This is a genomic window from Bacillus sp. FSL K6-1366, from assembly GCF_037976695.1.
Lineage (GTDB): Bacteria > Bacillota > Bacilli > Bacillales > Bacillaceae > Bacillus > Bacillus subtilis.
Genome location: NZ_CP150268.1, coordinates 2,536,164 through 2,560,516, shown reverse-complemented (window position 1 = coordinate 2,560,516; position 24,353 = coordinate 2,536,164). Strand labels below are relative to the sequence as shown.

Genomic DNA, 24,353 nt, shown 5'->3' with positions numbered 1-24,353 from the left:
GGCATTTTGACTGAACGACTGCTTAGATATTTCCGTGATAAACAGCAAGACGTCCAATCAGAAAAAACATATGACACTCAATGCCCGTTTTGCAGCATGCAGTGCAAAATGCAGCTCGTGGAACAAACCATCGTCACGCGCAAAAAGTACACTGCGATCGGGATTGATAATCCTACGACACAGGGTCGGCTATGCATGAAGGGCATGAATGCCCACCAGCATGCCTTGAACTCCTCTCGCATCACCCGCCCTCTGCTGAAGAAAAACGGCGAGTTTATCCCTGTTTCCTGGGAAGAAGCATTGAATTACATTAAAGACCAAGTGACAATGATCCAAGCAGAACACGGCCATGACGCCATGGCGGTATACGGAAGCGCCTCGATTACAAATGAAGAGGCGTATTTGTTAGGGAAATTCGCACGGGTGGGCTTACAGACAAAATACATCGACTATAACGGGAGGCTTTGTATGTCCGCCGCAGCAACCGCAGCCAACCAAACATTCGGCGCAGACAGAGGCTTAACGAATCCCTTATCAGACATTCCCCACACCCGTGTGATCATTCTGGCCGGCACCAATATCGCGGAGTGCCAGCCTACGATTATGCCATATTTTGAAAAAGCGAAAGAAAACGGAGCTTACATCATTGCCATTGATCCGCGTGAAACAGCGACAACAAAAATCGCCGATCTTCATTTGAAAATCAAACCCGGCACAGACGCCGCCCTTGCCAACGGTCTCGTCAAAATCATCATCGACGAACAGCTTATAAACGAGGATTTCATTCAATCACGAACAAATGGATTCGAAGAGCTGAAGCAGCATACTGACTCGTTGGACCTGAATGACATCGCCGAACAGACGAGTGTCCCGCTGGCGGATATAAGAAAAGCGGCTGTAAAGTTTGCCAAGGAAACGTCCGGCATGCTGTTTACAGCCCGCGGGATTGAACAGCAAACCGATGGAACAGCGGCTGTGAAAGGCTTCTTAAACATGGTGCTGATCACAGGAAAAATCGGCAAGCCTTACTCAGGTTACGGGGCGATCACCGGACAAGGCAACGGGCAAGGTGCAAGAGAGCATGGCCAAAAAGCCGATCAGCTTCCGGGCTATCGATCTATTGAAAACGAACAACACCGGGCACATGTTGCGCAAGTGTGGGGAATCCATCAGGATGATCTGCCGCGAAAAGGTGTCTCAGCCTATGAAATGATGGAAAAAATCAATGACGGCGACATCAAGGGATTGTTCCTCATGTGCTCCAATCCTGCTGTCTCCAGTCCAAATGCGAATCTCGTAAAAAAGGCTTTACGTAAACTGACATTCTTTGTTGCAATCGATTTGTTTATTTCTGAGACTGCGAAATACGCAGATGTGATTTTACCCGCCTCCTCTTACTTAGAAGATGAAGGCACCATGACAAATGTAGAAGGACGCGTGACATTAAGAGAAGCAAGCCGGCCATGTCCCGGCGAAGCAAAGCATGATTGGCAGATCATTTGTGATCTCGCATCCGCTCTCGGCAAGGGCCGCTACTTTTCTTATACGTCAGCGGAGGATATTTTTAATGAATTGAGAGAAGCGAGCCGAGGCGGGATTGCCGATTATTCAGGCATCTCATACGGCAGGCTCAGACGTGAAGGCGGCATTCATTGGCCGTGTCCGGAATCTGATCATCCCGGAACTGGGCGCTTGTTTACAGAATCATTTGCTCATCCGGATCAAAAAGCGGCATTAAGTGTGATTCCAAACGAACCACCTGTTCCAAAAGAGAAGCCGACAGCCGATTATCCGCTTTATTTAACGACAGGCAGAGTCATGTCTCACTACTTAACAGGCGTCCAAACAAGAAAAAGCGCCGCCCTTGCCGCGAGACATTTTGAATCGTTTATGGAGATCCATCCGCAAACAGCAGCGACCTACAATATCGAGGACCGTGTACTGGTAAAAATAGAATCGCCGCGGGGAAGCATCACCGTCCGCAGCAAATTATCAGAACAAATCAGAAAAGATACTGTTTTTGTTCCCATCCATTGGGCAGACGCTCAAAATGTGAATGATTTAATCGGAGAAGCCTTAGATCCAGTCTGTAAAATGCCCGGTTTTAAGGTATGCGCCGTCCGAATCAGACCTATTTAAATTTTTCATAAAATTTTTAGAACTTTTCGTATATTTTGTTACATTTTATAACATGTATCTTAAATATTCCTTTTTGCTGTGCTACGCTGGAAAAAACATTGATAAGGAGCGGATCATCTGATGGGAAAAAAACAGCTAGTTCTTGTTGGTAATGGAATGGCCGGGGTAAGGGCCATTGAAGAGATACTGAGTGTTGCTAAAGACGAGTTTCAGATCACAATTTTCGGTGCCGAACCGCATCCCAATTACAACCGAATCCTTTTGTCAAAAGTGCTTCAAGGCGATACAGATATTAAAGATATTACGTTAAACGATTGGGACTGGTACGAAGAAAACAACATTCAATTGTATACAAATGAAACAGTCATCAAAGTGGACACGGAAAACAAAACAGTCATCACAGATGCAGACAGAATCCAGCCTTACGATGAATTGATCCTGGCGACAGGCTCGGTCCCTTTTATCCTTCCGATTCCGGGCGCAGACAAAAAAGGCGTCACAGCTTTCCGGGACATAAAAGATACAGACACAATGCTCGCCGCGTCAAAACAATATAAAAAAGCTGCCGTCATCGGCGGAGGACTTCTTGGTTTGGAAGCAGCTCGCGGACTGCTGAATCTTGGCATGGATGTGTCCGTCATCCACCTTGCCCCATTCCTGATGGAGCGCCAGCTTGATGCAACGGCAGGACGCCTGCTGCAAAACGAGTTAGAAAAACAAGGTATGACCTTTTTACTTGAAAAGCAAACAGAAGAAATTGTCGGTGACGACCGTGTCGAAGGCCTCCGATTCAAGGATGGCACAAGCATTGAAGCTGATTTAGTCGTCATGGCTGTCGGCATCCGCCCAAATACAACGCTCGGGGCCGAGAGCGGCATTCCGGTTAACCGCGGCATCATCGTCAACGATTATATGCAGACTGAAATCCCGCACATTTACGCGGTCGGCGAATGTGCCGAGCACCGAGGAATCGCCTACGGGCTTGTGGCGCCGCTGTATGAACAGGCAAAAGTGCTGGCAAAGCATATGTGCGGCATCGAAACAAAACCGTATGAGGGCTCCGTTCTCTCCACACAGTTAAAGGTATCAGGCGTCGAGGTCTTCTCTGCCGGTGACTTTAACGAATCAGAGGAGAAAAAAGCGATTAAAGTCTTCGATGAGCAGGACGGCATCTATAAAAAAATCGTCCTGAGAGGCAATCAAATTGTCGGTGCTGTTTTATTCGGCGACAGCAGCGAAGGCAATCGCCTGTTTTCTATGATTCAAAAAGAAGCCGATATCTCTGAAACCTCTAAAATATCAATCTTACAGCCCCTCAGCCAGGAAGCAGGCACAAGCATAACCGCAGCGATGAGCGACGATGAAATCATCTGCGGCTGTAACGGCGTGTCAAAAGGTGCGATTATTCAAGCCATACAGGAAAAGGGCTGCTCGTCAACGGACGAAATCAAAGCATGCACCGGCGCATCCCGCTCATGCGGAGGCTGTAAGCCACTCGTAGAAGAAATCCTCCAGCATACGCTCGGATCAGACTTTGATGCGTCAGCGCAAAAAGAAGCCATTTGCGGCTGTACCACATTGTCGAGAGATGAAGTCGTAGAAGAAATCAAAGCCAAAGGGCTGTCACATACAAGAGAAGTCATGAATGTGCTCGGCTGGAAAACGCCAGAAGGCTGTTCCAAATGCCGCCCGGCTCTGAACTACTACTTAGGCATGATCAATCCAACCAAATACGAGGATGACCGGACATCCCGCTTTGTTAATGAACGAATGCACGCCAATATTCAAAAAGACGGAACATACTCAGTCGTTCCTCGGATGTACGGCGGCGTGACCAACTCCACAGATTTGCGCAAGATCGCCGATGTCGTTGACAAATATGAGATCCCGCTCGTGAAAATGACAGGCGGCCAGCGAATTGATCTTATCGGCGTGAAAAAAGAAGACCTTCCGAAGGTATGGGAAGATCTTGATATGCCATCGGGCTACGCGTACGGAAAAACGCTCCGCACAGTGAAAACGTGTGTAGGCGAGCAATTCTGCCGCTTCGGCACACAAGACTCCATGGCACTGGGCATTGCGCTTGAGAAAAAATTCGAAGGGCTGAACACGCCTCACAAAGTCAAAATGGCCGTGTCTGCCTGCCCGCGAAACTGTGCGGAATCCGGCATTAAGGACCTTGGCGTTGTCGGCATCGACGGAGGCTGGGAGCTTTATGTCGGCGGAAACGGCGGAACCCATTTGCGTGCCGGCGATTTGCTGATGAAGGTGAAAACAAATGAAGAAGTCTTAGAATACGCAGGCGCTTACCTGCAATATTACAGGGAAACCGCAAACTATCTGGAGCGTACGTCCGCATGGCTTGAGCGCGTCGGTTTATCCCATGTCCAATCCGTGTTAAACGATCCGGAAAAGCGGCAGGAGCTGAACGGCCGAATGAATGAAACACTCTCTGTCCACAAGGATCCGTGGAAAGACTTTTTAGAGGATAAACAAACCTCTAAAGAATTATTTGAAAATGTCGTGACCACATCATAATGACAAAAACAATCATTGAGGAGGAATGGACATGGTAAACAAAGACGTAACAAAAGTATGTATCGGAAAAATTGAAGAATTGCCTGAACAATTAGGCAAAACAGTGTATATTGAAGATAAGGAGCTCGCGGTTTTCAAGCTTTCAGACGGAAGCATCCGCGCCATCGAAAACCGCTGTCCGCATAAGGGCGGCGTCCTGGCAGAAGGCATCGTCAGCGGTGAATATGTTTTCTGCCCGATGCATGACTGGAAAATTTCCTTAGAAGACGGAATCGTCCAAGAACCTGACCACGGATGTGTCAAAACATATGAAACGCTGATCGAAGGAGAACATGTTTATCTCGTATATTGATCAAAAGACCGGATCACTTTTCTAGTGGTCCTTCATTTTTTACAGTGACGGAAGGATGACATGATCATGAAGAACGGAATCGTATATTTCGTGGGAGCCGGACCCGGCGACCCAGGCCTGCTCACCATCAAAGGAAAACAGGCGCTCGAGGAAGCAGATGTGATTTTATATGACCGGCTCGCCAACCCGAAGCTGCTCGAATTTGCATCACCGGACTGCCAGTTTATTTATTGCGGAAAACTGCCAAACCGCCATTTTATGAAACAAAAAGAAATTAACGCCCTGCTGGTTGAAAAAGCATTAAATGGGTTAACCGTCGTTCGCTTGAAGGGCGGAGATCCGAGCGTATTCGGCAGAGTCGGCGAGGAAGCAGATGCTCTTCATGAGCACGGCATTCGCTATGAAATGGTGCCGGGAATCACCTCTGGAATTGCAGCGCCGCTATATGCGGGCATCCCCGTCACGCATCGGGATTTTGCATCGTCTTTTGCCATGATTACAGCGCATGATAAATCATTAAAAGGCACGCCGAACCTTGACTGGGAAGGGCTGGCCCGAAGCGTTCAAACCCTTGTTTTTTACATGGGTGTCAAGAACTTGTCTTATATTTGCCAGCAGCTTATTTCATACGGGAAATCGCCTTCTGTCCCTGTCATTGTCATCCAACGGGGAACGTGGGGCCGCCAGCGGAGTGTGAAAGGAACACTTGAGAACATTCAGCAAAAAGTGCAGGAACACCAGATTACAAACCCTGCGATTATCGTCATCGGAGACATCGTCAACTTTCAAACACACAGCTGGTTTGAAAGCAAACCGCTCATCGGACGGCATTTGATGGTTGTGACTCATGGCGAAGATGAAGACCCGCTTGCAGACAAGCTGCGCGATTCCGGCGCCGATCTCATCGAGTGGCCGAAATGGCGGACCGAAAACATGCCTGTCAATGAAGAAATTCTTCGAAAGATTGGCACCTTTGAAGACGTTTTTTTCACATCGCGCCGGGCGGTTTGTGAATTTTTCAGAGCACTGGCTTCTCAGAAAATCGACATCCGCCAGCTGACAGCCAAACTGAGTGCAGCATCTGAGCAAGCAAAGACAGAGCTTGAGAAACGGGGCTTTCTTGTCACCGCCATTCAGCCTGATTCAGAGAAACGTCTTGTTGTCGGGAGCCGCCATGCAGTGGAAAACATGCAAAAGCATGAATCCTGTTCGTTTTATATCACTCATGAAAACGTCATAGATGACCGGTTCACCCACATGATTCAGCGTACCATCAGTGAATCCCCGCTGCACATGGTCATTTGCCCAAACAAGCTGTCCGTTCAGCAATTGATCAATGGTGGCGAACAAATTGGCATTTTGCCGGAACCGTCAGCAAGCCGCCCTCCTATCGTCTGCATAGGCGATGACTCAGCTGCCGGCATTTATGGATTCACAGCCGTACAAGAACAGGATGAATTGCTAGCTTTCATCCACAATCAACATGCAGAGAAAAAACTCCTTCACACCTGATGGCAAGCAGCCCTTTTCCTCAAGGGCTGTTTTATTTATGCACCAATTTTTTATGATGGGTGGAATACATCGCCATATTCTCGGCCTTAGGGTCCAGATAAGCCTTGGCACTGTTGACCGCTGTCGGGCCTTCCGTAAATCCGCCGGCAATCAATCTCAGCTTGCTTTCATAAAAAGCCGCGTCGCCCGCCACAAACACGCCCGGAAGATTCGTTCGCATATGTCTGTCAGCTTTCACCCTTCCTTCTTCAATCTCCAGCCCCCACTCCATCATCGGCCCGAGATCAATTTTGAACCCATGATTAATGATCAGCTCATCAATTTCTATGTCTTTCCTCTGGCCAGACTCAGTATGACAAACGGTCACGCTTTTGATGCCCTCTTCATCTCCGTTCAACTGCTCCAGCCGATAAGGCGTAAGCACCCGCACCGATGATTGCTTCATTTTCGTCACGCTGCTTTCCATTCCGCCGAATTCCTCACGCCGATGAACGACAGTCACAGACGCCGCAATCGGTTCAAGCTCATTAGCCCAATCGACCGCAGTATCTCCGCCGCCTGATATCACCACGCGTTTCCCTTTAAACGCATCGAGCTTCTCCACTCCATAATGAAGATTTTTGCCCGCATATCGGGCCGCATCCTCGCTGTCAAACTCATTGACCTCAAGTGTACCCATGCCGCAAGCCAAAATCACAGTTCTTGTATAGTGCTTTTCCCCTTCAGAACCCGTCAGTACAATGGTGCCGTCATTCAGGCGTTCAAACCCGGTCACACGCTGATTCAATACGATATCAGGATCAAATGTTGCCGCCTGCTCCTTCAGCTGCTCGATCAGCTGCTTTCCCGCAATCCCCGGTATGCCGCCGATATCGCGAATGATTTTCTCAGGAAAGAATAAAGACACCTTCCCTCCGAGCTTCGGCAAAAATTCGATTACCTTTGTTTTCAGCTCCCGCATCCCGCAGTAAAAAGCAGTAAACAGCCCAATCGGCCCCCCGCCTATAATCGTAACGTCATATACCTCTTGATTCTCAGCCATCCGTCCTGCCTCCCGTTCACATCTATATCAAAGTTTTAATTGAGAATGAATATCAATACAAAGTATATCATATTTCACGAGCCTGTGTTTATTCATTTCTTCACCTTGTGGTCAATTGCTGAAAACCCTATAATAGGAAAAAACCAATTGGGTGAAACAGATGAAAAGACGAGTCGAAACGATCACCTTCGAAGGACATACACTAGAATATTCAGTGGCTGGAAAGGGTGCCCCCATCCTTGTCATGCATGGCGGGCATTCAAATTGTTACGAGGAATTCGGATACACAGCGTTGATTGAGCAAGGGTATTCCATCATTACGCCTTCAAGGCCCGGCTATGGACGAACGTCAAAAGAAATTGGAAAAAGTCTTGCCAACGCCTGCCGTTTCTATGTGAAATTATTAGATCATTTACAAATCGACAGTGTCCATGTGATCGCCATCTCAGCAGGAGGGCCGAGCGGCATATGCTTTGCCTCACATTATCCGGAAAGAGTAAATACATTGACCCTGCAATCCGCGGTCACCAAAGAGTGGCTCACCCCAAAAGACACTGAATATAAATTGGGGAGAATTCTCTTCCGCCCGCCGGTGGAAAAGTGGATATGGAAGCTGATTTCTTCTTTGAATAACGCTTTCCCGCGTTTGATGTTTCGATCTATGAGCCCCCAATTCAGCACGCTTCCGTTTCAGCGAATCAAGTCCTTGATGAATGAAAAAGACATAGAAGCATTTCGGAAAATGAACAGCCGGCAGCGCTCGGGTGAAGGATTTCTGATTGACTTGTCACAAACCGCCGCTGTCTCTTTAAAAGACCTGCAAGCCATCATATGTCCCGTGCTGATTATGCAAAGTGTTTATGATGGATTGGTTGGCTTGTCACATGCACATCATGCAAAAGAGCACATTCGTGGCGCTGCTCTCTGTTTGCTTCACTCATGGGGGCACCTGATTTGGCTCGGAAAAGAAGCTGCAGAAACAGACAGTATCCTACTCGGCTTTTTGGAATCCTAACCAAAGTGAAACGATCCTTTCCCCTCCTCCGTCAAACAAGCAGTGCCTTTTTTTCTGGTATCATAAGAAAGGCAGCTTAACATGAGCGGAGGTTTTATTGTGACAGCACAATCATCTTTTCTTCAGCTGAATTCTATTTTTATCAGCATTTTAATAGAAGCCATTCCGTTTATTCTGATTGGCGTCATACTTTCCGGAATCATTCAAATGTTTGTTTCTGAAGAAATGATTGCAAGAATCATGCCGAAAAACCGTTTTCTCGCCGTTTTATTCGGTGCGCTGGCCGGCGTTTTATTTCCCGCCTGCGAATGCGGCATCATCCCGATTACGAGGCGGCTTCTGTTAAAGGGAGTTCCTCTGCATGCGGGCGTTGCTTTCATGCTGACCGCGCCTATCATTAATCCTATCGTTTTATTTTCTACTTATATTGCGTTCGGGAATAGATGGAGCGTTGTCTTTTACAGAGGCGGACTGGCTCTCGCCGTTTCGCTGATCATCGGGGTCATTTTATCCTATCAATTTAAGGATAACCAGCTTTTAAAGCCTGATGAACCCGGGCACCATCATCATCACGGCACCTTGCTCCAAAAACTGGGCGGGACCTTGCGGCATGCCATTGATGAATTTTTCTCCGTGGGGAAATATTTAATCATCGGCGCCTTTATCGCAGCCGCTATGCAGACGTATGTCAAAACATCCACTCTGCTTGCGATCGGGCAGAATGATGTATCCTCTTCCCTCGTGATGATGGGTCTGGCGTTTGTCCTGTCGCTTTGTTCAGAAGTTGATGCGTTCATCGCGTCTTCCTTCAGCAGCACATTTTCATTAGGATCGTTAATCGCCTTTCTCGTCTTTGGCGCAATGGTGGATATTAAGAATCTATTGATGATGCTTGCGGCCTTCAAAAAACGATTTGTTTTCCTGCTGATTGCATACATTGTCGTGATTGTTTTAGCGGGATCACTACTGGTAAAGGGGTGATTGGATGTTTCGTCTATTGGTGCTGATGGGATTTACGTTTTTCTTTTATCATCTGCATGCCTCAGGAAATCTAACAAAATATATTAATATGAAATATGCCTATCTTTCCTTTATTGCGATCTTCCTGCTGGCCATTCTGACCGCCGTCCAAGCATATCTATTTATCAAGTCGCCTGAAAAAAGCGGGCATCACCATGACCATGATTGCGGGTGCGGCCATGATCACGAGCATGACCATGACCATGAACAAAACAAGCCATTTTATCAGCGTTATTTGATTTATGTTGTTTTTCTTTTTCCTTTGGTGTCAGGCATCTTCTTCCCGATTGCAACGCTTGACTCATCCATAGTCAAAACAAAAGGGTTCTCGTTTAAGGCGATGGAGAGCGGAGATCACTACTCCCAAACACAGTATTTGCGGCCTGATGCCAGCCTTTATTACGCGCAAGACAGCTATGACAAACAAATGAAAGAGCTGTTTAATAAGTATTCCAGCAAAAAAGAGATTTCTCTGACCGATGACGATTTCCTAAAAGGAATGGAAACCATCTATAACTATCCGGGTGAATTTCTCGGACGGACGATAGAATTTCATGGATTTGCTTACAAAGGAAACGCAATTAACAAAAATCAGCTGTTCGTATTAAGGTTTGGCATCATTCACTGTATCGCTGATTCCGGCGTGTACGGGATGCTTGTGGAATTTCCGAAGGACATGGACATCAAGGATGATGAATGGATTCACATTAAGGGCACTCTGGCCTCAGAATATTACCAGCCATTCAAGTCAACTCTCCCTGTCGTCAAAGTAACTGACTGGAATACCATTAAAAAACCTGATGATCCGTATGTTTACAGAGGATTTTAAGTGAAGACGAAACCAGTACAAGTACTGGTTTCTTTTTTATTTCTTTTTCATCAGCATCAAATCGAGATAGAGCTGGCACCGCGTTCTGAAATCGCTTAAATCGATCGACGTCATCTCAGTAATCTGTTTGATGCGGTAATTCAATGTATTTTGGTGAATAAACAGCTGTTCCGCCGCTGGTTTTGTTTTGCAGTTGTTGAGGAGATAGATTTCCAAGGTTTTGAGCAGCTCAGTGCTGCTTTCTTCGTCTTTTGCTTTTAATAAAGCTAAATCTTTATTCTCGTATTCTAAAAATTCATTTTTCTGTTCGATGCTTTCTAAATAGCGGTAAATGCCGAGTTTGGCATATTCATATGGAATGTTTTCCTGATTGCCGGTGATTTCTGCGGCTTTGATGACTTCAAGTGCTTCTGTGTAGCTCTTGCCAAGTTTTAATAGGTGATTATATTCGTTTCCGATACCGATATAAATAGGGGTAGGTATTTTTTGAAAGTGAAAATGTGTTAACAGCTTGTTAATAAACTCAGAAGCTGCTGAGGAGACGGAGCTTTTTTGGGAAAAACTCGCTACGACGATGACAATGTTTGATTCGATCGTTAAGACATGACTGACCTTATCCCGTAAATTCAGGTACGACCTGATATTTTCCTTTAAATCCTCAACCGCTTCCCCATCCCCATTTGCGGCGTGCAGGATAACAACTGAAAACATGGAAGGCAGCACAGTGTTGATCCTTTCAGCTTCCCGTCTGAGTTCCTTCTCAGAGGTAAATTGCTGATAGATCGCCCGTTTGATGAGATCCTCTGCTTTTTCTTCCTTTTCCTGTTTCAATTTATTCGTTTTATAAATGATTTTCCCGACATGGAAGGAGGTCTCGTACAAAAAGTCGAGCTCTTCATCCGTCAGATTTTGGTCCAGCTCCTGAATCCAGATGTAGCCCATGACTTCCCCTTTGTGCTTTGCACTCACGACCACCCTCTGGTTCAACCCAATGCTTTCAATTTTATTGACGCGAAAAGGCTCAGGCTCTGTTTTCAATTTTTCAATAATTCCGTCCTTCAGAAACCTCTCAAAAATCTGGACCGGACACTTTTTCGAAAAAATAGTCTGCTGGTTGGCAGAATCAAAATGGTTAATATAGTAAGAATTATAGGCTAACAAAAAGAAATCCGCGCTTTCCAGTATCACTGGCTTTTGCAGCTCATAGCTAATAAAATCAATCAGCTTATCAACATCTGAAAATGAAAAAACTCTCTCTAAAAGCTCTTCCATACCTTTTTCTCCTATACTTTTTTTACTTTAATCATATCCATACGGGGTCTTTTTGTATAGAAAAAAATACGTTTGTTTCCAAAAGAAAAAAATGGCCGCTTAAAAGGAGAAAAGAGGAAAAAGGGACAGCCCCTTCCTCCTCCTTTCGATCTTTATTGTGACATTGTATCTTGGTAGTCGTTGAACTGGTCTGTGACAGCTTGTGACGGAGCCTGCGTCAATATGCTGACAAAAAAGACGGATAATAGACTCGCAGCAAAACCAGGTATCATTTCATACAGAAAGTCCGAAAGACCGGCATTCGCCCAAATGATTACAGTCGCTGCTCCCACAATCATGCCGGCGAGTGCCCCCCATTTGGTCATTCGTTTCCAAAACAGACTGAGCAGTACAACCGGCCCGAATGATGCACCGAAGCCCGCCCACGCGTAGCTGACCAATCCAAGGATGGTGTTATTTTTCTCCCAAGCCAGAACCAACGCGACAATTGAAACAGCCAGAACAGCCAGTCGGCCTAAAAACACCAGTTCTTTATCTGAAGCTGAGCGTCTGAACATCGACTTATACAAATCTTCTACCAGAGAGCTTGATGTCACAAGCAGCTGGGAAGAAATTGTACTCATAATCGCGGCCAAAATCGCTGAAATCAGAAAACCCGTGATAATCGGATGGAACAAGATATTCCCTAATTGAATAAAAATCGTCTCTGGGTCCTTCAGTGTCATGCCGCGCTGATGGTAATAAGCGATTCCGCCCAAACCGGTCAGCACTGCGCCTACTGCAGACAAAATCATCCAGCCCATCCCAATTCTGCGCGCTCTTTTGATCTCTTTGACAGACGTTATCGCCATAAAACGCACAATAATATGCGGCTGGCCAAAGTATCCCAGCCCCCAGGCAAACAAAGAAATAATGCCAAGGACGCTCGTTCCTTTGAAAATATTAAACATATCAGGATCTACAGAGCGGATTTCAGCAACTGTATCACCTGCTCCTCCCGTGTGGAAAAACGTAACGATCGGCACAAGAATGAGTGCGGCAAACATAATAATCCCCTGAACAAAATCTGTCCAGCTGACTGCCAAAAAGCCGCCAAACAGGGTATATGCCACAACAACACCCGTCACAATCCACAGGCCGGTGTGATAATCCATCCCCAAGATGCTGTTGAATAAGACGCCGCCGGACACCATTCCGGACGATACATAAAACGTGAAAAAGACTAAAATGACAATTCCCGAAAACAGTCTGAGAAGCTTTGTTTGATCTCCGAAGCGATTTTCCAGGAATCCGGGAATTGTAATAGAATTCCCCGCTTTTTCAGTATAGGTTCTCAGCCGTGGTGCGACGTAAAGCCAGTTCGCCCACGCTCCAAGGCAAAGTCCGATGACGATCCAAGCGCCGCTCAGACCAGTAGAAAACATGGCGCCCGGAAGCCCCATTAGCAGCCAGCCGCTCATATCGGCAGCGCCGGCACTGAGAGCGGTTACTGCCGGACCCAAAGAGCGTCCTCCCAGCATATAATCCGTCAGATTCGACGTACGCTTGTAAGCAAAGTAGCCGATTAGCAGCATTCCCGCCATATAAATACAAATCGAAATAATCAGCTGTGTGTTTTCTATGGCACTTCCTCCTCTTTTTTATAGTATATGGATGAAATGGACACCCCCGCAGGGAGGATGCCCATTTAGTCCCGCTTAGAACATTTCACTGATTGTTTTTGCTTGCATATGCAGAGCCAAGTAATCCGGCCCGCCTGCTTTTGAATCCGTTCCCGACATTTTGAAGCCGCCAAACGGATGGTAGCCGACGATAGCACCTGTACAGTTGCGGTTGAAGTATAGGTTTCCGACATGGAATTCCTGTTTCGCACGCTCGATGTGCTTGCGGTTGTTTGTGATAACCGCGCCTGTCAAACCATATTCAGTATTGTTTGCCACTTCTAAAGCTTCATCAAAGTCTGACACTTTACAAAATGCAACGACAGGTCCGAAAATTTCTTCCTGCATGAGTCTTGCTTTCGGATCAAGGTCAGCGAAGATCGTCGGTTTGATGAAGTATCCTTTCGAATCATCACCAGTACCGCCGCTTACTAAACGCCCTTCCTGTTTTCCGATCTCAATATAGCTCATAATTTTATCATAAGAACCTTGGTCAATGACAGGTCCCATATAAACATCTGCACTGTCAGGTTTAGCTGTTACTTTTGATTCCGTAATTTCAATGACACGCTCTAATACTTGATCATACACTTTTTCATGAACTACTGCACGTGAACCTGCAGAGCATTTTTGTCCCGCAAAGCCGAATGCTGAAGTAAAGATCGATTGAGCCGCTAATTCAATGTCCGCATCCTCATCAACAACAACCGTATCTTTACCGCCCATTTCAGCGATGACACGCTTTAAATGCTGCTGGCCCGGCTGAACCTTCGCCGCGCGTTCGAAAATTCTCGTACCAACTTCTCTTGATCCCGTAAATGTGATAAGGCTTGTTTTCGGATGGTCAACAAGATAGTCGCCTACTTCCGCTCCGCTTCCCGGAACAAAGTTGACTACGCCTTTTGGCAATCCGGACTCTTCAAGCACCTCAACAAATTTTGCTGCAATAACAGGTGTAGCACTCGCAGGTTTCAGAACCACTGTGTTTCCAGTAACGATCGGCGCCACTGTTGTGCCTGCCATGATCGCAAACAAGAAGTTCCAAGGCGGGATAACGACTGTCACTCCAGTCGGCGTGTATACATATTGGTTTTTCTCGCCTTCACGGCTGTTGACCGGTTTGCCTTTTGCCAGTTCGATCATTTGGCGTGCATAATACTCCATGAAGTCAATCGCTTCAGCCGTATCGGCATCCGCCTCGTTCCAAGGCTTTCCTGCTTCTTTCACAAGCAAAGCTGAGAATTCATGTTTTCTTCTGCGGACTTTGGCAGCAGCGCGGAACAGGACAGCCGCTCTCTCTTCAGGAGACGTATATCTCCACTCTTCAAATGCTTTTGCAGCCGCTTGAATCGCTTGCTCAGCGTGCTCTTGAGACGCTTTTGACACTCGGCCGACGACTTCTTCTTTATCAGCTGGGTTGATTGAAACGATTTTCGCTTCCGTTTCCACTCTCTCGCCGTTAATGACAAGCGGATAGTCTTTTCCTAAATATTCGCTTACTGTCGCAAGCGCTTTTTTAAACGCTTCCACGTTGTTTTGATCTTGGAAATTTGTGAATGGCTCGTGTTTGTAAGGTGTTGTCATGATAATCTCTCCTTTTTTACTTCTTTGTCATTCCTTTGAAAGCAAATGCAATGTTTGACGGACGTTCTGCAAGGCGTCTCATAAAGTAGCCGTACCAATCCTCGCCGTATGGCAGGTAGACTCTCATGTTATAACCTTCTTTTACGAGGCTGAGCTGGGTTTGCGACCGCATGCCGTACAGCATCTGAAATTCAAACTTGTCATTGGCAATGCCATGTTCCTTGGCAAGCTGCTTTGTAAAGTCGATCATTTTGTCGTCATGTGTGGCAATCGCTGTATAGTGACCGTTTAAGAGCTGCTTTCGGATGATTTTTTTGTAATTTTCATCGACATCGCTTTTCTCCGGGAAAGCTACTTTTTCTGATTCTTTATAAGCTCCTTTTACAAGGCGAAGGAACGGGTTTAAAGAATCCAAATCGTCAATGTCTTTTTCCGTCCGGTACAGATAGGCTTGCAGCACTGTGCTCACATGCTCGTATTTCTTTCTGAAATCTTTGAAAATATCAAGCGTTTTCTGGCATCTGACTTCGTCCTCCATGTCAATGGTGACCATGATTTTATGTTTCTCGGCCGTCTGAAGGATTTTTGTCATATTTTCATACACCAAATCCATATCTATATCCAAACCTAAAGACGTCATTTTTAAAGAAACGTGTGAGTTCAGCTCCTGATCCGCGATGGTCGCAATGGTTTGAATGCACTCTTCCGTACGCTCCCGTGCGACCTCGGCGCTGTTCACAAACTCGCCTAAATGATCGACAGTAACTGACAAGCCTTGGCTGTTAAGCTGTCGAATGGTCGGGATTGAACTGTTAAAGTCATTCCCGCCGATAATTTTACCCGCTGCTACCCGACTTCCCCAGTTCCTCGCCATTTTATTGAGAAAGCCGCTTTTGGATAAAAATAAGAAAAAATCTCTTGTGATCACTTCCAACCTCAACACCCCGCAATCTAAGAAGTATTTGTATGAGTTTATTGTAAATGGACAAAACCGACGTTCACAATATTCTCAAAATACAAAGATTCTGATTATTTTTGTGGGTTTGCCACAATCAGATAGTTAGAAAGTCGGGGGGGATTCTGTCGAATAAAGGAGAAAAGGAAGCGACAAAAAACATCAGCTTCCTCCATCCTTCCACACTTCTTCAACCGTATTCAAAAGCAAACGGTTCAATTCAGGTGTCATATCTTTTTTCTCTGCCTTCAGTTCTTTTGCCTCTTCCATGATTCTTTCGATTTCCGTTTCAATGAATTGGTGAATAACATTGATTCTTGCTTCGAGGTCAAGCTCTTCCCCTCTTCTTTTCCGTTCAAGCAAAGTTTCCATTTCAGCCTTCAGCTCGGGTTCAGCAACAAGTTCATTCATCAAAACAGTAAAGTCCATTGGCGGTATGGTTCCGTGCTTTTCAATCCATTGGCAGGCCAAAATAGGCCGAAGAACGTAGAAGTACTTTTTAATTTTGACCTCTTGTCCTTGTAGATAATCCTTGACGTTCCTTCTCGCCATATTGATATAGTGATACACGCTTGCTTCAGGCTTAAATGCCTCCGTGCGCAGTTTTCTTAACTGCTCTGCGGTCGTAAATGCTTCGTAATACACAATGTCTGAGGACAGCCATTCGAGGAGCGGAGGGTTTGACTTTTTGAAAAGCCGAAGCGTTTTTCTCAGCTCCCAGCCGCTGATATCCAACAAATCGTGAATCGGTTCCTCAATGACATCACGCTCCTGCTCAATTGAAAAATACCACTCCTTTTTCGGCACATAAATAAAGCGGACGTCGTAATCACTATCCTGCGACGGAAATCCCCATGCGCGGCTTCCTGACTCGACGGCATACACGATTTTGACTCCATATGACTGCTCGATCCGTTTTAATTCATCAATGATTCTTTGTTTCATATCTATTCGTCTCCAGTCTGTTCTCATTCCGGCAGTTTGCAGAAAAAAACCGCCTGATGATATGCGGCGGCTTTTCACATTTATCAGCCTTTAAGATGCTGCTTAAAGAAAGCAAGTTTTTCCGTTTGAAAAGCAGGGATATACTCATGTCCGAAGTAGCGGTACACCTTCAGCTCTTTCTCTGTTTCCAAATGATTGTAGGCGGCAAACACGGTGGACGGCGGCGTGACCTTGTCAATCAGGCCGATTGACATCAGGACAGGCACCTTCACTCGGTCAGCGAGATTCATAATATCGAAATATGAAAGTGTCTTCATCGCCTGCACTTCTGTTTCCGGGCTGCCATTTCTTCTGAAGAAGGAATTGATTTCAAGGTACGGCTGTTCAAGCGCCACATCAATGGCCCGTTCGAAGTTGCTTAAATAAGGATAATCGGCAACCGCGGCTTTTGGAATGTCTGACAGCGCTGCTGCGGCAATGGTTAAACCTCCGCCTTGGCTTCCTCCTGTCACACCGATCCTTGTTTCGTCAACCTCGTCGAAGCTGCTGATGACCTCAAGCGCGCGGACGGCGTCCAAATAAACACCGCGGTAATAGTATGTATCTTTATCAAGAATTCCTTTCGTCATCCAGCCCAAAGCGTGACCGTGCGGTGAAATACTCGTATCCTCGCTGCTCTGCTGGCCGCGGACAAGCATGCCGAATGTGGCGTAGCCATGGAGTGCCCAGTTTACCATTTCATGAATCTCACCATCATAGCTTGCATTGTAGCCATGATATTTCACGATCGCCGGATGCGGGCCTTGCTTGTCAGGCACCGCGTACCATCCGGTAATGCGGGCGTTTCCGAAGCTTTTATATGTGAGACGGTACACTTTTACTCCGTCAGCAGGATAGTCAACCGGCTGTAGATCAGGTTCTGCTTGGACTTTTGCAAGTTCCTCCAAAGACAATTTCCAAAACTCAGAAAAATCTTTCGGTGCTGTTTTTTCAGGCTTATATGTTTGCAATTGGTCGAGCGGCAGATCGAATAGTTGCATTTCCGATTATTCCCCTTTGTTTTATAAGATTTAGTTTGTATTCCTATACTACCACGTTTCGTCTTTGTTTTCTAAATATTTTCATCTTTGTTTCTCAGACAGCCTTCATCAAACGTTTGTTTAAGACTTTCCCGGCTTAGTTCCATAAAGGCCTGGGCGGTCAGACTGACATAGCGGTTCTTTAAAAAGACGAAGACGAGGGTTCGTGATGGCGCGGATTGAATCGATAAATAGATCACACCCGGATCTTTATCCCTTCTGACCATATTCGGTGCCATTGTCACACCTAATCCGTTAGCCACAAGAGATTGGGCGGTTTCAATATGGCTCGTCTTAAAGGCAGCATTCGGCTTAAAGCCGCTTTCCGCACAGAGATCGAGAACTGTCCTGCGAAAGCCGAAGCCTTCTTTTAACAGAATAAAGGGCACGTTCCTTACCATGTCAATCGGCACACACGGCTGGCGTCCCTCATCTTCTTCCAGCACTTTCTCAATCAGCGCGACCAATTCCGGCGGCATCCACCTTTGTTTTTCCTTCGGCACCGCGAGAACAACCGGTTCCGTGAGCAAGGGTGTAATGGAGAGCCGTTCATCCTCGATCGGCAAGGATAAAACAGAAAGGTCAACTTCTCCCTTTGCCGTCATCTCCTCTAATGAAACCGGATCTTTTTCAACAAGCTGAACCTCCACATGAGGATAGCGCGCCAAAAACTGCTTCAGCAGCGGAGGAAAGAGATATCTCCCTGTTACAGCAGGAATCCCGATGGATAATTTATGACCGATTCCCTGAGATCGCTCCTGCATTTCCCGAAGCAAATCATCTCTGGAACGAATGATGTCCTCGGCTTTTTCAATGAAACGCCTGCCGTGGGGTGTCAGTGTAACAGAGCCATGAGATCTGTGAAAAAGGGTAAGCCCCAGCTCAGCCTCAAGCTTTTTGATTTGCTGGCTGAGAGACGGCTGTGCGATATGAAGATGTTCCGCCGCCTTTGTAAAGCTTTGGCGCCGGGCAATTTCCGCTGCATATTCCATCACTTTAATATCCATTTCAGCCTCCATAGGTTGAACCTATCATTTTCATCATTTTTATATCTTGGACGAATCATAACAGAAATTGCTAACATAATCCATATCATCATTTACGAAAAGAAGGAGCTGGTTCAAATGACAAATGAAACACCGTTTTCTAAAAACGCCGAGATGTATCGGGATGAAAAGGTATTTGCCGAGGGGGAAGATTTGGGGTTGATGATCAAAACAGCGGAATGCCGGGCAGAGCATCGAGTGCTGGATATAGGAGCGGGCGCCGGCCATACGGCGCTGGCATTTTCTCCTTATGTACAGGAGTGCATCGGTGTTGATGCAACGAAAGAGATGGTTGAGGTTGCGTCCTCCTTCGCGCAAGAAAAAGGAGTTGAAAACGTACGCTTTCAGCAAGGAACGGCAGAGTCACTCCCCTTCCCCGACGATTCATTTGACATCATCACCTGCCGATACGCAGCCCACCATTTTTCTGATGTCCGCAAAGCTGTCAGAGAGGTTGCACGCGTACTAAAACAGGACGGACGTTTTCTCTTAGTTGATCATTACGCGCCTGAAGATCCCGTTCTTGATGAGTTTGTCAATCATTTGAACCGGCTTCGAGACCCTTCCCATGTTCGTGAAAGCTCATTATCAGAATGGCAGGCGATGTTCAGCGCCAATCAACTGGCCTATCAAGACATCCAAAAGTGGAACTTGCCGATTCAATACGATAGCTGGATCAAACGAGGCGGAACCCCCGCTGACCGAGAAAAACAAATCATTACCCACTTGAATCACGCATCAGACGAAGCACGCGACACGTTCTGTATTACATTGAACCAAAACGGACAGCCCATCTCCTTTTGTTTAAAAGCGATTTTGATACAAGGGATAAAACGATAAAAAAAGCCGTGCGCTGCGCACGGCTTTTTACATCGGCTGATAAAGATCCCAGCCAATTTTTAATGTCTCAACAATGTAATCGGCAACCTCTTCCGGGGAAAGGTTGTCTGTTGCCACTTTTGAATTGTGCTTGTCATAAATGACTTTTCTTTCGTTAAACAGCTGTTCCATTTCATCCATTGAACGGTTATGCAGTACAGGGCGGCTTTCGATCAATAAATCCGCGCGCTGCTTCCAGTTCTCCCATGACAGGTCCAGATGAAGCACGAGACAGTTTTCCAGACAGCAATTTCTGATTTCTTCTTGTTTAAAAGAGCCCCCGCCCAGAGATACGATTTTGAATCGTTTATGATGGCAGATGTCTAAAATATATTCCTTCTCCGTTTTCCGGAAAAAGTCTTCTCCCTTTTTCTCAAATATCTCAGGAATTGTCATATTGAAATCCTTTTCGATCTCTTGGTCAATATCAATAAAATCTCTATATAATTTTTTAGCGACCAATTGGCCGATTGTTGTTTTTCCTACACCCATGAATCCGATCAGGACGATATTTCTTTCTCTTACTGGGATGGCTCGTTTAGCGTTCATCTTCGGCGAAATCCTCCTAAGGAATGAAATTTTATATTCATTATATGCTTATTTAGCGAATATTTATATAGATACCGGCTTTACCAGTCAAGCTTATAGTGCGCTTTGTTGTTTAGCCATTTTTGCCTGAATGACATTCATTGTACAACATTTCTGTAGGTATTTTAATACTTCGACGCAAAAAAGCATTAAAACCTTCTGCCTTTATTGTTTTTCCAGCTGACTCTTCGATGGAAGGGTCTTTTTCTGTATGATAAATAGGAAGGGAGAAATGGCGATGATCATTTGGATAAACGGGGCATTCGGTTCCGGAAAAACACAAACAGCCTTCGAACTGCACAGAAGGCTGAACCCATCTTACGTGTATGATCCCGAGAAAATGGGTTTTGCGCTGCGCTCCATGGTGCCGCAGGAGATCGCAAAGGACGATTTTCAAAGCTATCCTTTATGGCGGGCGTTCAATTACAGTTTGCTAGCTTCTCTGACAGATACATACCGCGGCATCATTATTGTGCCTATGACGATTGTACATCCTGAATACTTCAATGAGATCATCGGCAGGCTCAGACAGGAAGGCAGGATCGTTCACCACTTTACACTAATGGCTTCAAAGGAAACCTTGTTAAAAAGGCTGCGCACCAGAGCAGAAGGAAAAAACTCATGGGCCGCCAAACAAATCGACCGCTGTGTTGAAGGATTATCATCACCCATTTTTGAGGACCACATTCAAACAGACAACCTGTCGATTCAGGATGTGGCAGAGAACATTGCCGCGAGAGCCGAACTCCCATTAGATCCTGATACGAGAGGCAGCCTCCGAAGGTTCACCGACAGATTAATGGTAAAGCTGAATCATATCCGCATCAAATAAAGCTCCTGTACACGACAAAAGCCCGCTCCGAGAGCGGGCTTTCTTCAACTTATTTCCACCAGTCATCAAACATAGACGCCGGAACCTGGCGTTTATGTTCAGTCATGCTGTAGCGTTTTTCCAGCGCTTCTGATACTTTCGCTGATACTTCTTTTCCTTCGAGATAATCGTCAATCTCGTCGTAGGAAATGCCAAGCTCTGTTTCATCCGACTGCTGCGGTTTTTCGTCGAGCAGATCGGCAGTCGGCTCTTTTAAGTATAAGCGTTCCGGTGCACCCAGCTCTTTCAGCAGGGTTCTTCCCTGGCGCTTCGTCAAGCCTGTCAGCGGCAGGAGGTCTGCTCCGCCGTCACCGTACTTCGTAAAGAAACCAGTCACTGCTTCAGCAGCATGGTCTGTTCCTAACACAAGAAGACCTTCCTGGCCGCCGATCGCGTATTGCGCGATCATTCTTGTTCTTGCTTTTACGTTTCCTTTATTAAAGTCCGTCAGCTGATCGCCTGTTTCCTGCTGATACTGTTCAGAAAAAGCGCTGACTGTCGATTTAATATCAAACTTCCATGATTTATCCGGCTTAATAAACTTCAAAGCAAGCTGGGCATCGTCTTCATCCTGCTGTGTGCCATGCGGAAGACGGACAGCGATAAATTGAGCGTCTCCGCCCTCCTCGCGAATGCTCTCCACCGCAAGCTGAGCGAGCCTTCCCGCAAGTGTTGAATCCTGGCCGCCGCTGATTCCCAATACAAAGCCTTTAGCACCGGTTTTCTTTACATATTGTTTTAAAAAATTGACTCGGTCCTCAATTTCTTGCTTTGGATCAATTGAGGGCTTCACATGTAACTCACGCATAATCTTTTCCTGCATGCTCATCCCAATCATTCCTCCTGTACATTTTCCCTTGTTACTGATCATTTCCCCAAATCAATGAAAATGAATCATAACTGTTATGTATCCCTATTTAATATAGCACAGGTCTTCATTCACAGTGAACAAGAGAGATCAGCTGACTTCAACCCGTATGGATGTCACACTGTCGCCATTGCATTTCCCTTTTTCAATCGGGCAGGAAGAAAACGCGACAATTAAATCCATCTCCGCCCTGAGCCTTACATAATCTCCGGCATTCGAAAGCGGCGTTTCCACAGACAGATTCCCTTTCTCATCAAGGACAGTATTCATAAAAATCGCAAATGGGTAATGCATGTGAGGCTTCGGTACGCCAAACTGCTCAAGCGCACGGTTCATATTGTCATAGCACGTATCCTGAAACTCATCCTTTTGCTTCCCATATAAGAGCCTGTTCATATCAGGACGGCAGGCGGGCAGCAGCAGATCATGCTTGCCGACCGTATCTTCAATCAGGGTTAACATCGGCTTATACAGGTTGGAGTAGAGATGGTCGTTGACCTTCACATGAATGGAGTGATTGGCGTCTATCGTCGCTCCCTGATCAAGGTGTTCATAAAAATCCTTGGCATGGTATGCGACAAAATCAGCCACCTGCTGCCCTTCTACATCAACCACCTTTAAAATCTGCCCCTTTTTCAGCTTCAGCCCAAGCCCTTTTTTCGGCTCCACAATATATTGCTGTGTCATTGGTTTGCTCCTTTTTTCATTAGTATGAGCGTCCGCTTCCTTCTCCATGTAAAAAGAGGCAAAAATCCGATGTATATAAGCTTCGGACAGATCACAATCTAACCTTAGATAAAAGGGGTTGAATAAATAATGAGCCAAACAAAAAAAGACCAGCCAAAAGGGAATCTGGCTTGGTGGCAGCTGTCACTGATCGGAGTCGGCTGCACGATTGGAACAGGCTTCTTTCTCGGTTCCAGCATCGCAATTGTAAAAAGCGGTTTTTCCGTTCTCCTTTCATTTCTGATCGCAGGGATCGGTACGTATTTTGTCTTTGAACAGCTCGCCAAGCTATCGGCGAAGCAGCCGGAAAAGGGCTCGTTTTGTGCGTATGCCCGAAAAGCATTCGGCAAATGGGCAGGCTTCAGCAACGGCTGGGTGTACTGGACATCAGAAATGCTGATTACCGGAAGCCAGCTGACAGCCATTTCGCTCTTTACGAAGCATTGGTTTCCTCAAGTGCCGCTATGGGTGTTTGCCTCAATCTACGCAGTACTTGGGCTCCTTATTATTTTCACCGGCCTGTCCGTCTTTGAAAAAACAGAAAACGTGCTGGCAGTGATTAAAACAGCTGCTATTTTTATGTTTATTGTCATTGCCATCCTGGCTTTATGCGGTATCCTGTCCGGCGGAAATCATGGCATACATGTTCCAAATAAGACGAGTGAGTTTTTCCCATACGGCGCCATGGGGCTGTGGACAGGTTTAATCTACGCGTTTTACGCTTTTGGCGGAATTGAGGTCATGGGGCTGATGGCGGTTCACTTAAAAAAACCTGAGGAAGCGTCTAAATCAGGGAAACTGATGCTGGCGACGCTGGCGATTATTTATATCATTTCAATCGGGCTTGCTCTGCTTTTGGTTCCGTTACACGCGTTTACTGAACAGGACAGTCCGTTCATTACATCATTAAAAGGATATAACCTTGAGATCATCCTTGATATATTTAACGGGATTTTCATCATCGCCGGGTTCTCGACCCTTGTCGCTTCGCTTTTTGCCGTTACGACATTGCTTTGTACGATGGCTGATGACGGCGACGCGCCGAAATGCTTTACTCTCAAGGAAGGCAAAAAAATATGCTGGCCGGCACTTGGGCTGACGTTTGCGGGGCTTGTTCTCTCCATTATTCTGTCGTTAGTGCTGCCTAAAAACATTTATGAGCATATGACAACAGCTGCGGGGCTTATGCTTTTATACACTTGGCTGTTTATCCTGTTCTCCAGCAAAAAGCTGACTGATCCCGAGGGCATGGGAAAAACGCAAATTTATTTAGCGATGGTTCTGATTGCTGCGGCTGTGTCCGGTACATTGTTTGAAAAATCAAGCCGGCCCGGTTTTTTCGTCAGCATAGGTTTTCTCGTGATCATCGCCATCGTTACCATGATCTATCAAAAAAAGCAGGGTCATAAAGATCGCCCTGCCAGTCCTTGAT

The 24,353-nt window shown here is 46.1% G+C and carries 21 protein-coding genes; 10 read left to right on the top strand and 11 right to left on the bottom strand.

Annotated features, from left to right (window positions below; translation table 11 throughout):
- The first annotated feature begins 6 nt into the window (after positions 1-6).
- The 4 genes from nasC (at position 7) to cobA (ending at position 6,541) form a co-directional block, all read left to right on the top strand.
- Positions 7-2,139, top strand: coding sequence for an assimilatory nitrate reductase catalytic subunit (gene nasC / locus MHI44_RS13475; protein WP_339202127.1), 2,133 nt, complete (start codon positions 7-9; stop codon positions 2,137-2,139).
- Between the two features lie 120 nt (positions 2,140-2,259).
- Positions 2,260-4,677, top strand: coding sequence for an NADPH-nitrite reductase (gene nasD / locus MHI44_RS13470; protein WP_003234637.1), 2,418 nt, complete (start codon positions 2,260-2,262; stop codon positions 4,675-4,677).
- A 31-nt stretch (positions 4,678-4,708) separates the two neighbouring features.
- On the top strand, positions 4,709-5,029 hold the full coding sequence (gene nirD, locus MHI44_RS13465) for a nitrite reductase small subunit NirD (RefSeq protein WP_014475751.1): 321 nt from the start codon (positions 4,709-4,711) through the stop codon (positions 5,027-5,029).
- 60 nt (positions 5,030-5,089) lie between these two features.
- Positions 5,090-6,541 carry a uroporphyrinogen-III C-methyltransferase gene (gene cobA, locus MHI44_RS13460; RefSeq protein ID WP_339202124.1) on the top strand — a complete coding sequence of 484 codons (1,452 nt, stop codon included), beginning with the start codon at positions 5,090-5,092 and terminating at the stop codon, positions 6,539-6,541.
- Between the two features lie 31 nt (positions 6,542-6,572).
- On the opposite strand, the gene ffoR is transcribed toward cobA, so the two are convergent.
- Positions 6,573-7,583 (bottom strand): ferredoxin--NADP(+) reductase, encoded by a 1,011-nt coding sequence (gene ffoR, locus MHI44_RS13455; RefSeq protein WP_144527514.1) that lies wholly within the window; start codon positions 7,581-7,583, stop codon positions 6,573-6,575.
- 160 nt (positions 7,584-7,743) lie between these two features.
- Here ffoR and MHI44_RS13450 point away from each other — a divergent pair, with 160 nt between their 5' ends.
- The 3 genes from MHI44_RS13450 to MHI44_RS13440 all read left to right on the top strand — a co-directional run bounded on the left by MHI44_RS13450 (position 7,744) and on the right by MHI44_RS13440 (position 10,447).
- The gene (locus MHI44_RS13450; protein ID WP_076458386.1) at positions 7,744-8,598 is read left to right on the top strand and encodes an alpha/beta hydrolase; all 855 of its coding nucleotides are present in this window, start codon (positions 7,744-7,746) and stop codon (positions 8,596-8,598) included.
- 99 nt (positions 8,599-8,697) lie between these two features.
- Positions 8,698-9,579: a permease gene (locus tag MHI44_RS13445; protein ID WP_339203555.1), complete on the top strand. Its 882-nt coding sequence runs from the start codon at positions 8,698-8,700 to the stop codon at positions 9,577-9,579.
- Positions 9,580-9,583: 4 nt separating this feature from the next.
- Complete coding sequence (locus MHI44_RS13440; RefSeq protein ID WP_339202123.1) at positions 9,584-10,447, top strand: TIGR03943 family protein; 864 nt, start codon at positions 9,584-9,586, stop codon at positions 10,445-10,447.
- Positions 10,448-10,483: 36 nt separating this feature from the next.
- On the opposite strand, the gene putR is transcribed toward MHI44_RS13440, so the two are convergent.
- The 7 genes from putR to MHI44_RS13405 all read right to left on the bottom strand — a co-directional run bounded on the left by putR (position 10,484) and on the right by MHI44_RS13405 (position 18,950).
- Complete coding sequence (gene putR, locus MHI44_RS13435; protein ID WP_003234651.1) at positions 10,484-11,719, bottom strand: proline utilization transcriptional regulator PutR; 1,236 nt, start codon at positions 11,717-11,719, stop codon at positions 10,484-10,486.
- A gap of 152 nt (positions 11,720-11,871) precedes the next feature.
- On the bottom strand, positions 11,872-13,293 hold the full coding sequence (gene putP, locus MHI44_RS13430) for a sodium/proline symporter PutP (protein WP_010886399.1): 1,422 nt from the start codon (positions 13,291-13,293) through the stop codon (positions 11,872-11,874).
- Between the two features lie 123 nt (positions 13,294-13,416).
- Positions 13,417-14,964, bottom strand: coding sequence for an L-glutamate gamma-semialdehyde dehydrogenase (pruA, locus tag MHI44_RS13425; RefSeq protein ID WP_003234655.1), 1,548 nt, complete (start codon positions 14,962-14,964; stop codon positions 13,417-13,419).
- A gap of 16 nt (positions 14,965-14,980) precedes the next feature.
- Positions 14,981-15,892, bottom strand: coding sequence for a proline dehydrogenase PutB (putB, locus tag MHI44_RS13420; RefSeq protein WP_003246421.1), 912 nt, complete (start codon positions 15,890-15,892; stop codon positions 14,981-14,983).
- A 189-nt stretch (positions 15,893-16,081) separates the two neighbouring features.
- The gene (locus MHI44_RS13415; RefSeq protein ID WP_129092922.1) at positions 16,082-16,864 is read right to left on the bottom strand and encodes a nucleotidyltransferase domain-containing protein; all 783 of its coding nucleotides are present in this window, start codon (positions 16,862-16,864) and stop codon (positions 16,082-16,084) included.
- An 83-nt stretch (positions 16,865-16,947) separates the two neighbouring features.
- Positions 16,948-17,904 (bottom strand): cephalosporin C deacetylase, encoded by a 957-nt coding sequence (gene cah, locus MHI44_RS13410; RefSeq protein WP_049140234.1) that lies wholly within the window; start codon positions 17,902-17,904, stop codon positions 16,948-16,950.
- Positions 17,905-17,975: 71 nt separating this feature from the next.
- Positions 17,976-18,950, bottom strand: a complete 975-nt coding sequence (locus tag MHI44_RS13405) for a LysR family transcriptional regulator (RefSeq protein ID WP_339202120.1) — start codon at positions 18,948-18,950, stop codon at positions 17,976-17,978.
- A 117-nt stretch (positions 18,951-19,067) separates the two neighbouring features.
- Here MHI44_RS13405 and MHI44_RS13400 point away from each other — a divergent pair, with 117 nt between their 5' ends.
- The gene (locus MHI44_RS13400) at positions 19,068-19,829 is read left to right on the top strand and encodes a class I SAM-dependent methyltransferase (protein ID WP_003246488.1); all 762 of its coding nucleotides are present in this window, start codon (positions 19,068-19,070) and stop codon (positions 19,827-19,829) included.
- 27 nt (positions 19,830-19,856) lie between these two features.
- Here the strand turns inward: MHI44_RS13400 and MHI44_RS13395 are convergent, their stop codons facing one another.
- Entirely contained in the window at positions 19,857-20,417 is a 561-nt protein-coding gene (locus tag MHI44_RS13395) for a shikimate kinase (RefSeq protein WP_019712415.1), read from the bottom strand.
- A gap of 277 nt (positions 20,418-20,694) precedes the next feature.
- Here MHI44_RS13395 and tmrB point away from each other — a divergent pair, with 277 nt between their 5' ends.
- On the top strand, positions 20,695-21,288 hold the full coding sequence (gene tmrB / locus MHI44_RS13390) for a tunicamycin resistance ATP-binding TmrB (RefSeq protein ID WP_076458520.1): 594 nt from the start codon (positions 20,695-20,697) through the stop codon (positions 21,286-21,288).
- A gap of 49 nt (positions 21,289-21,337) precedes the next feature.
- Here the strand turns inward: tmrB and nadE are convergent, their stop codons facing one another.
- On the bottom strand, positions 21,338-22,156 hold the full coding sequence (gene nadE / locus MHI44_RS13385; protein WP_019712417.1) for an ammonia-dependent NAD(+) synthetase: 819 nt from the start codon (positions 22,154-22,156) through the stop codon (positions 21,338-21,340).
- A gap of 129 nt (positions 22,157-22,285) precedes the next feature.
- Positions 22,286-22,882, bottom strand: a complete 597-nt coding sequence (locus tag MHI44_RS13380) for a DUF1989 domain-containing protein (RefSeq protein WP_003246345.1) — start codon at positions 22,880-22,882, stop codon at positions 22,286-22,288.
- Between the two features lie 129 nt (positions 22,883-23,011).
- Here MHI44_RS13380 and MHI44_RS13375 point away from each other — a divergent pair, with 129 nt between their 5' ends.
- Entirely contained in the window at positions 23,012-24,352 is a 1,341-nt protein-coding gene (locus MHI44_RS13375) for an amino acid permease (RefSeq protein WP_024572720.1), read from the top strand.
- Position 24,353: the final 1 nt, after the last annotated feature.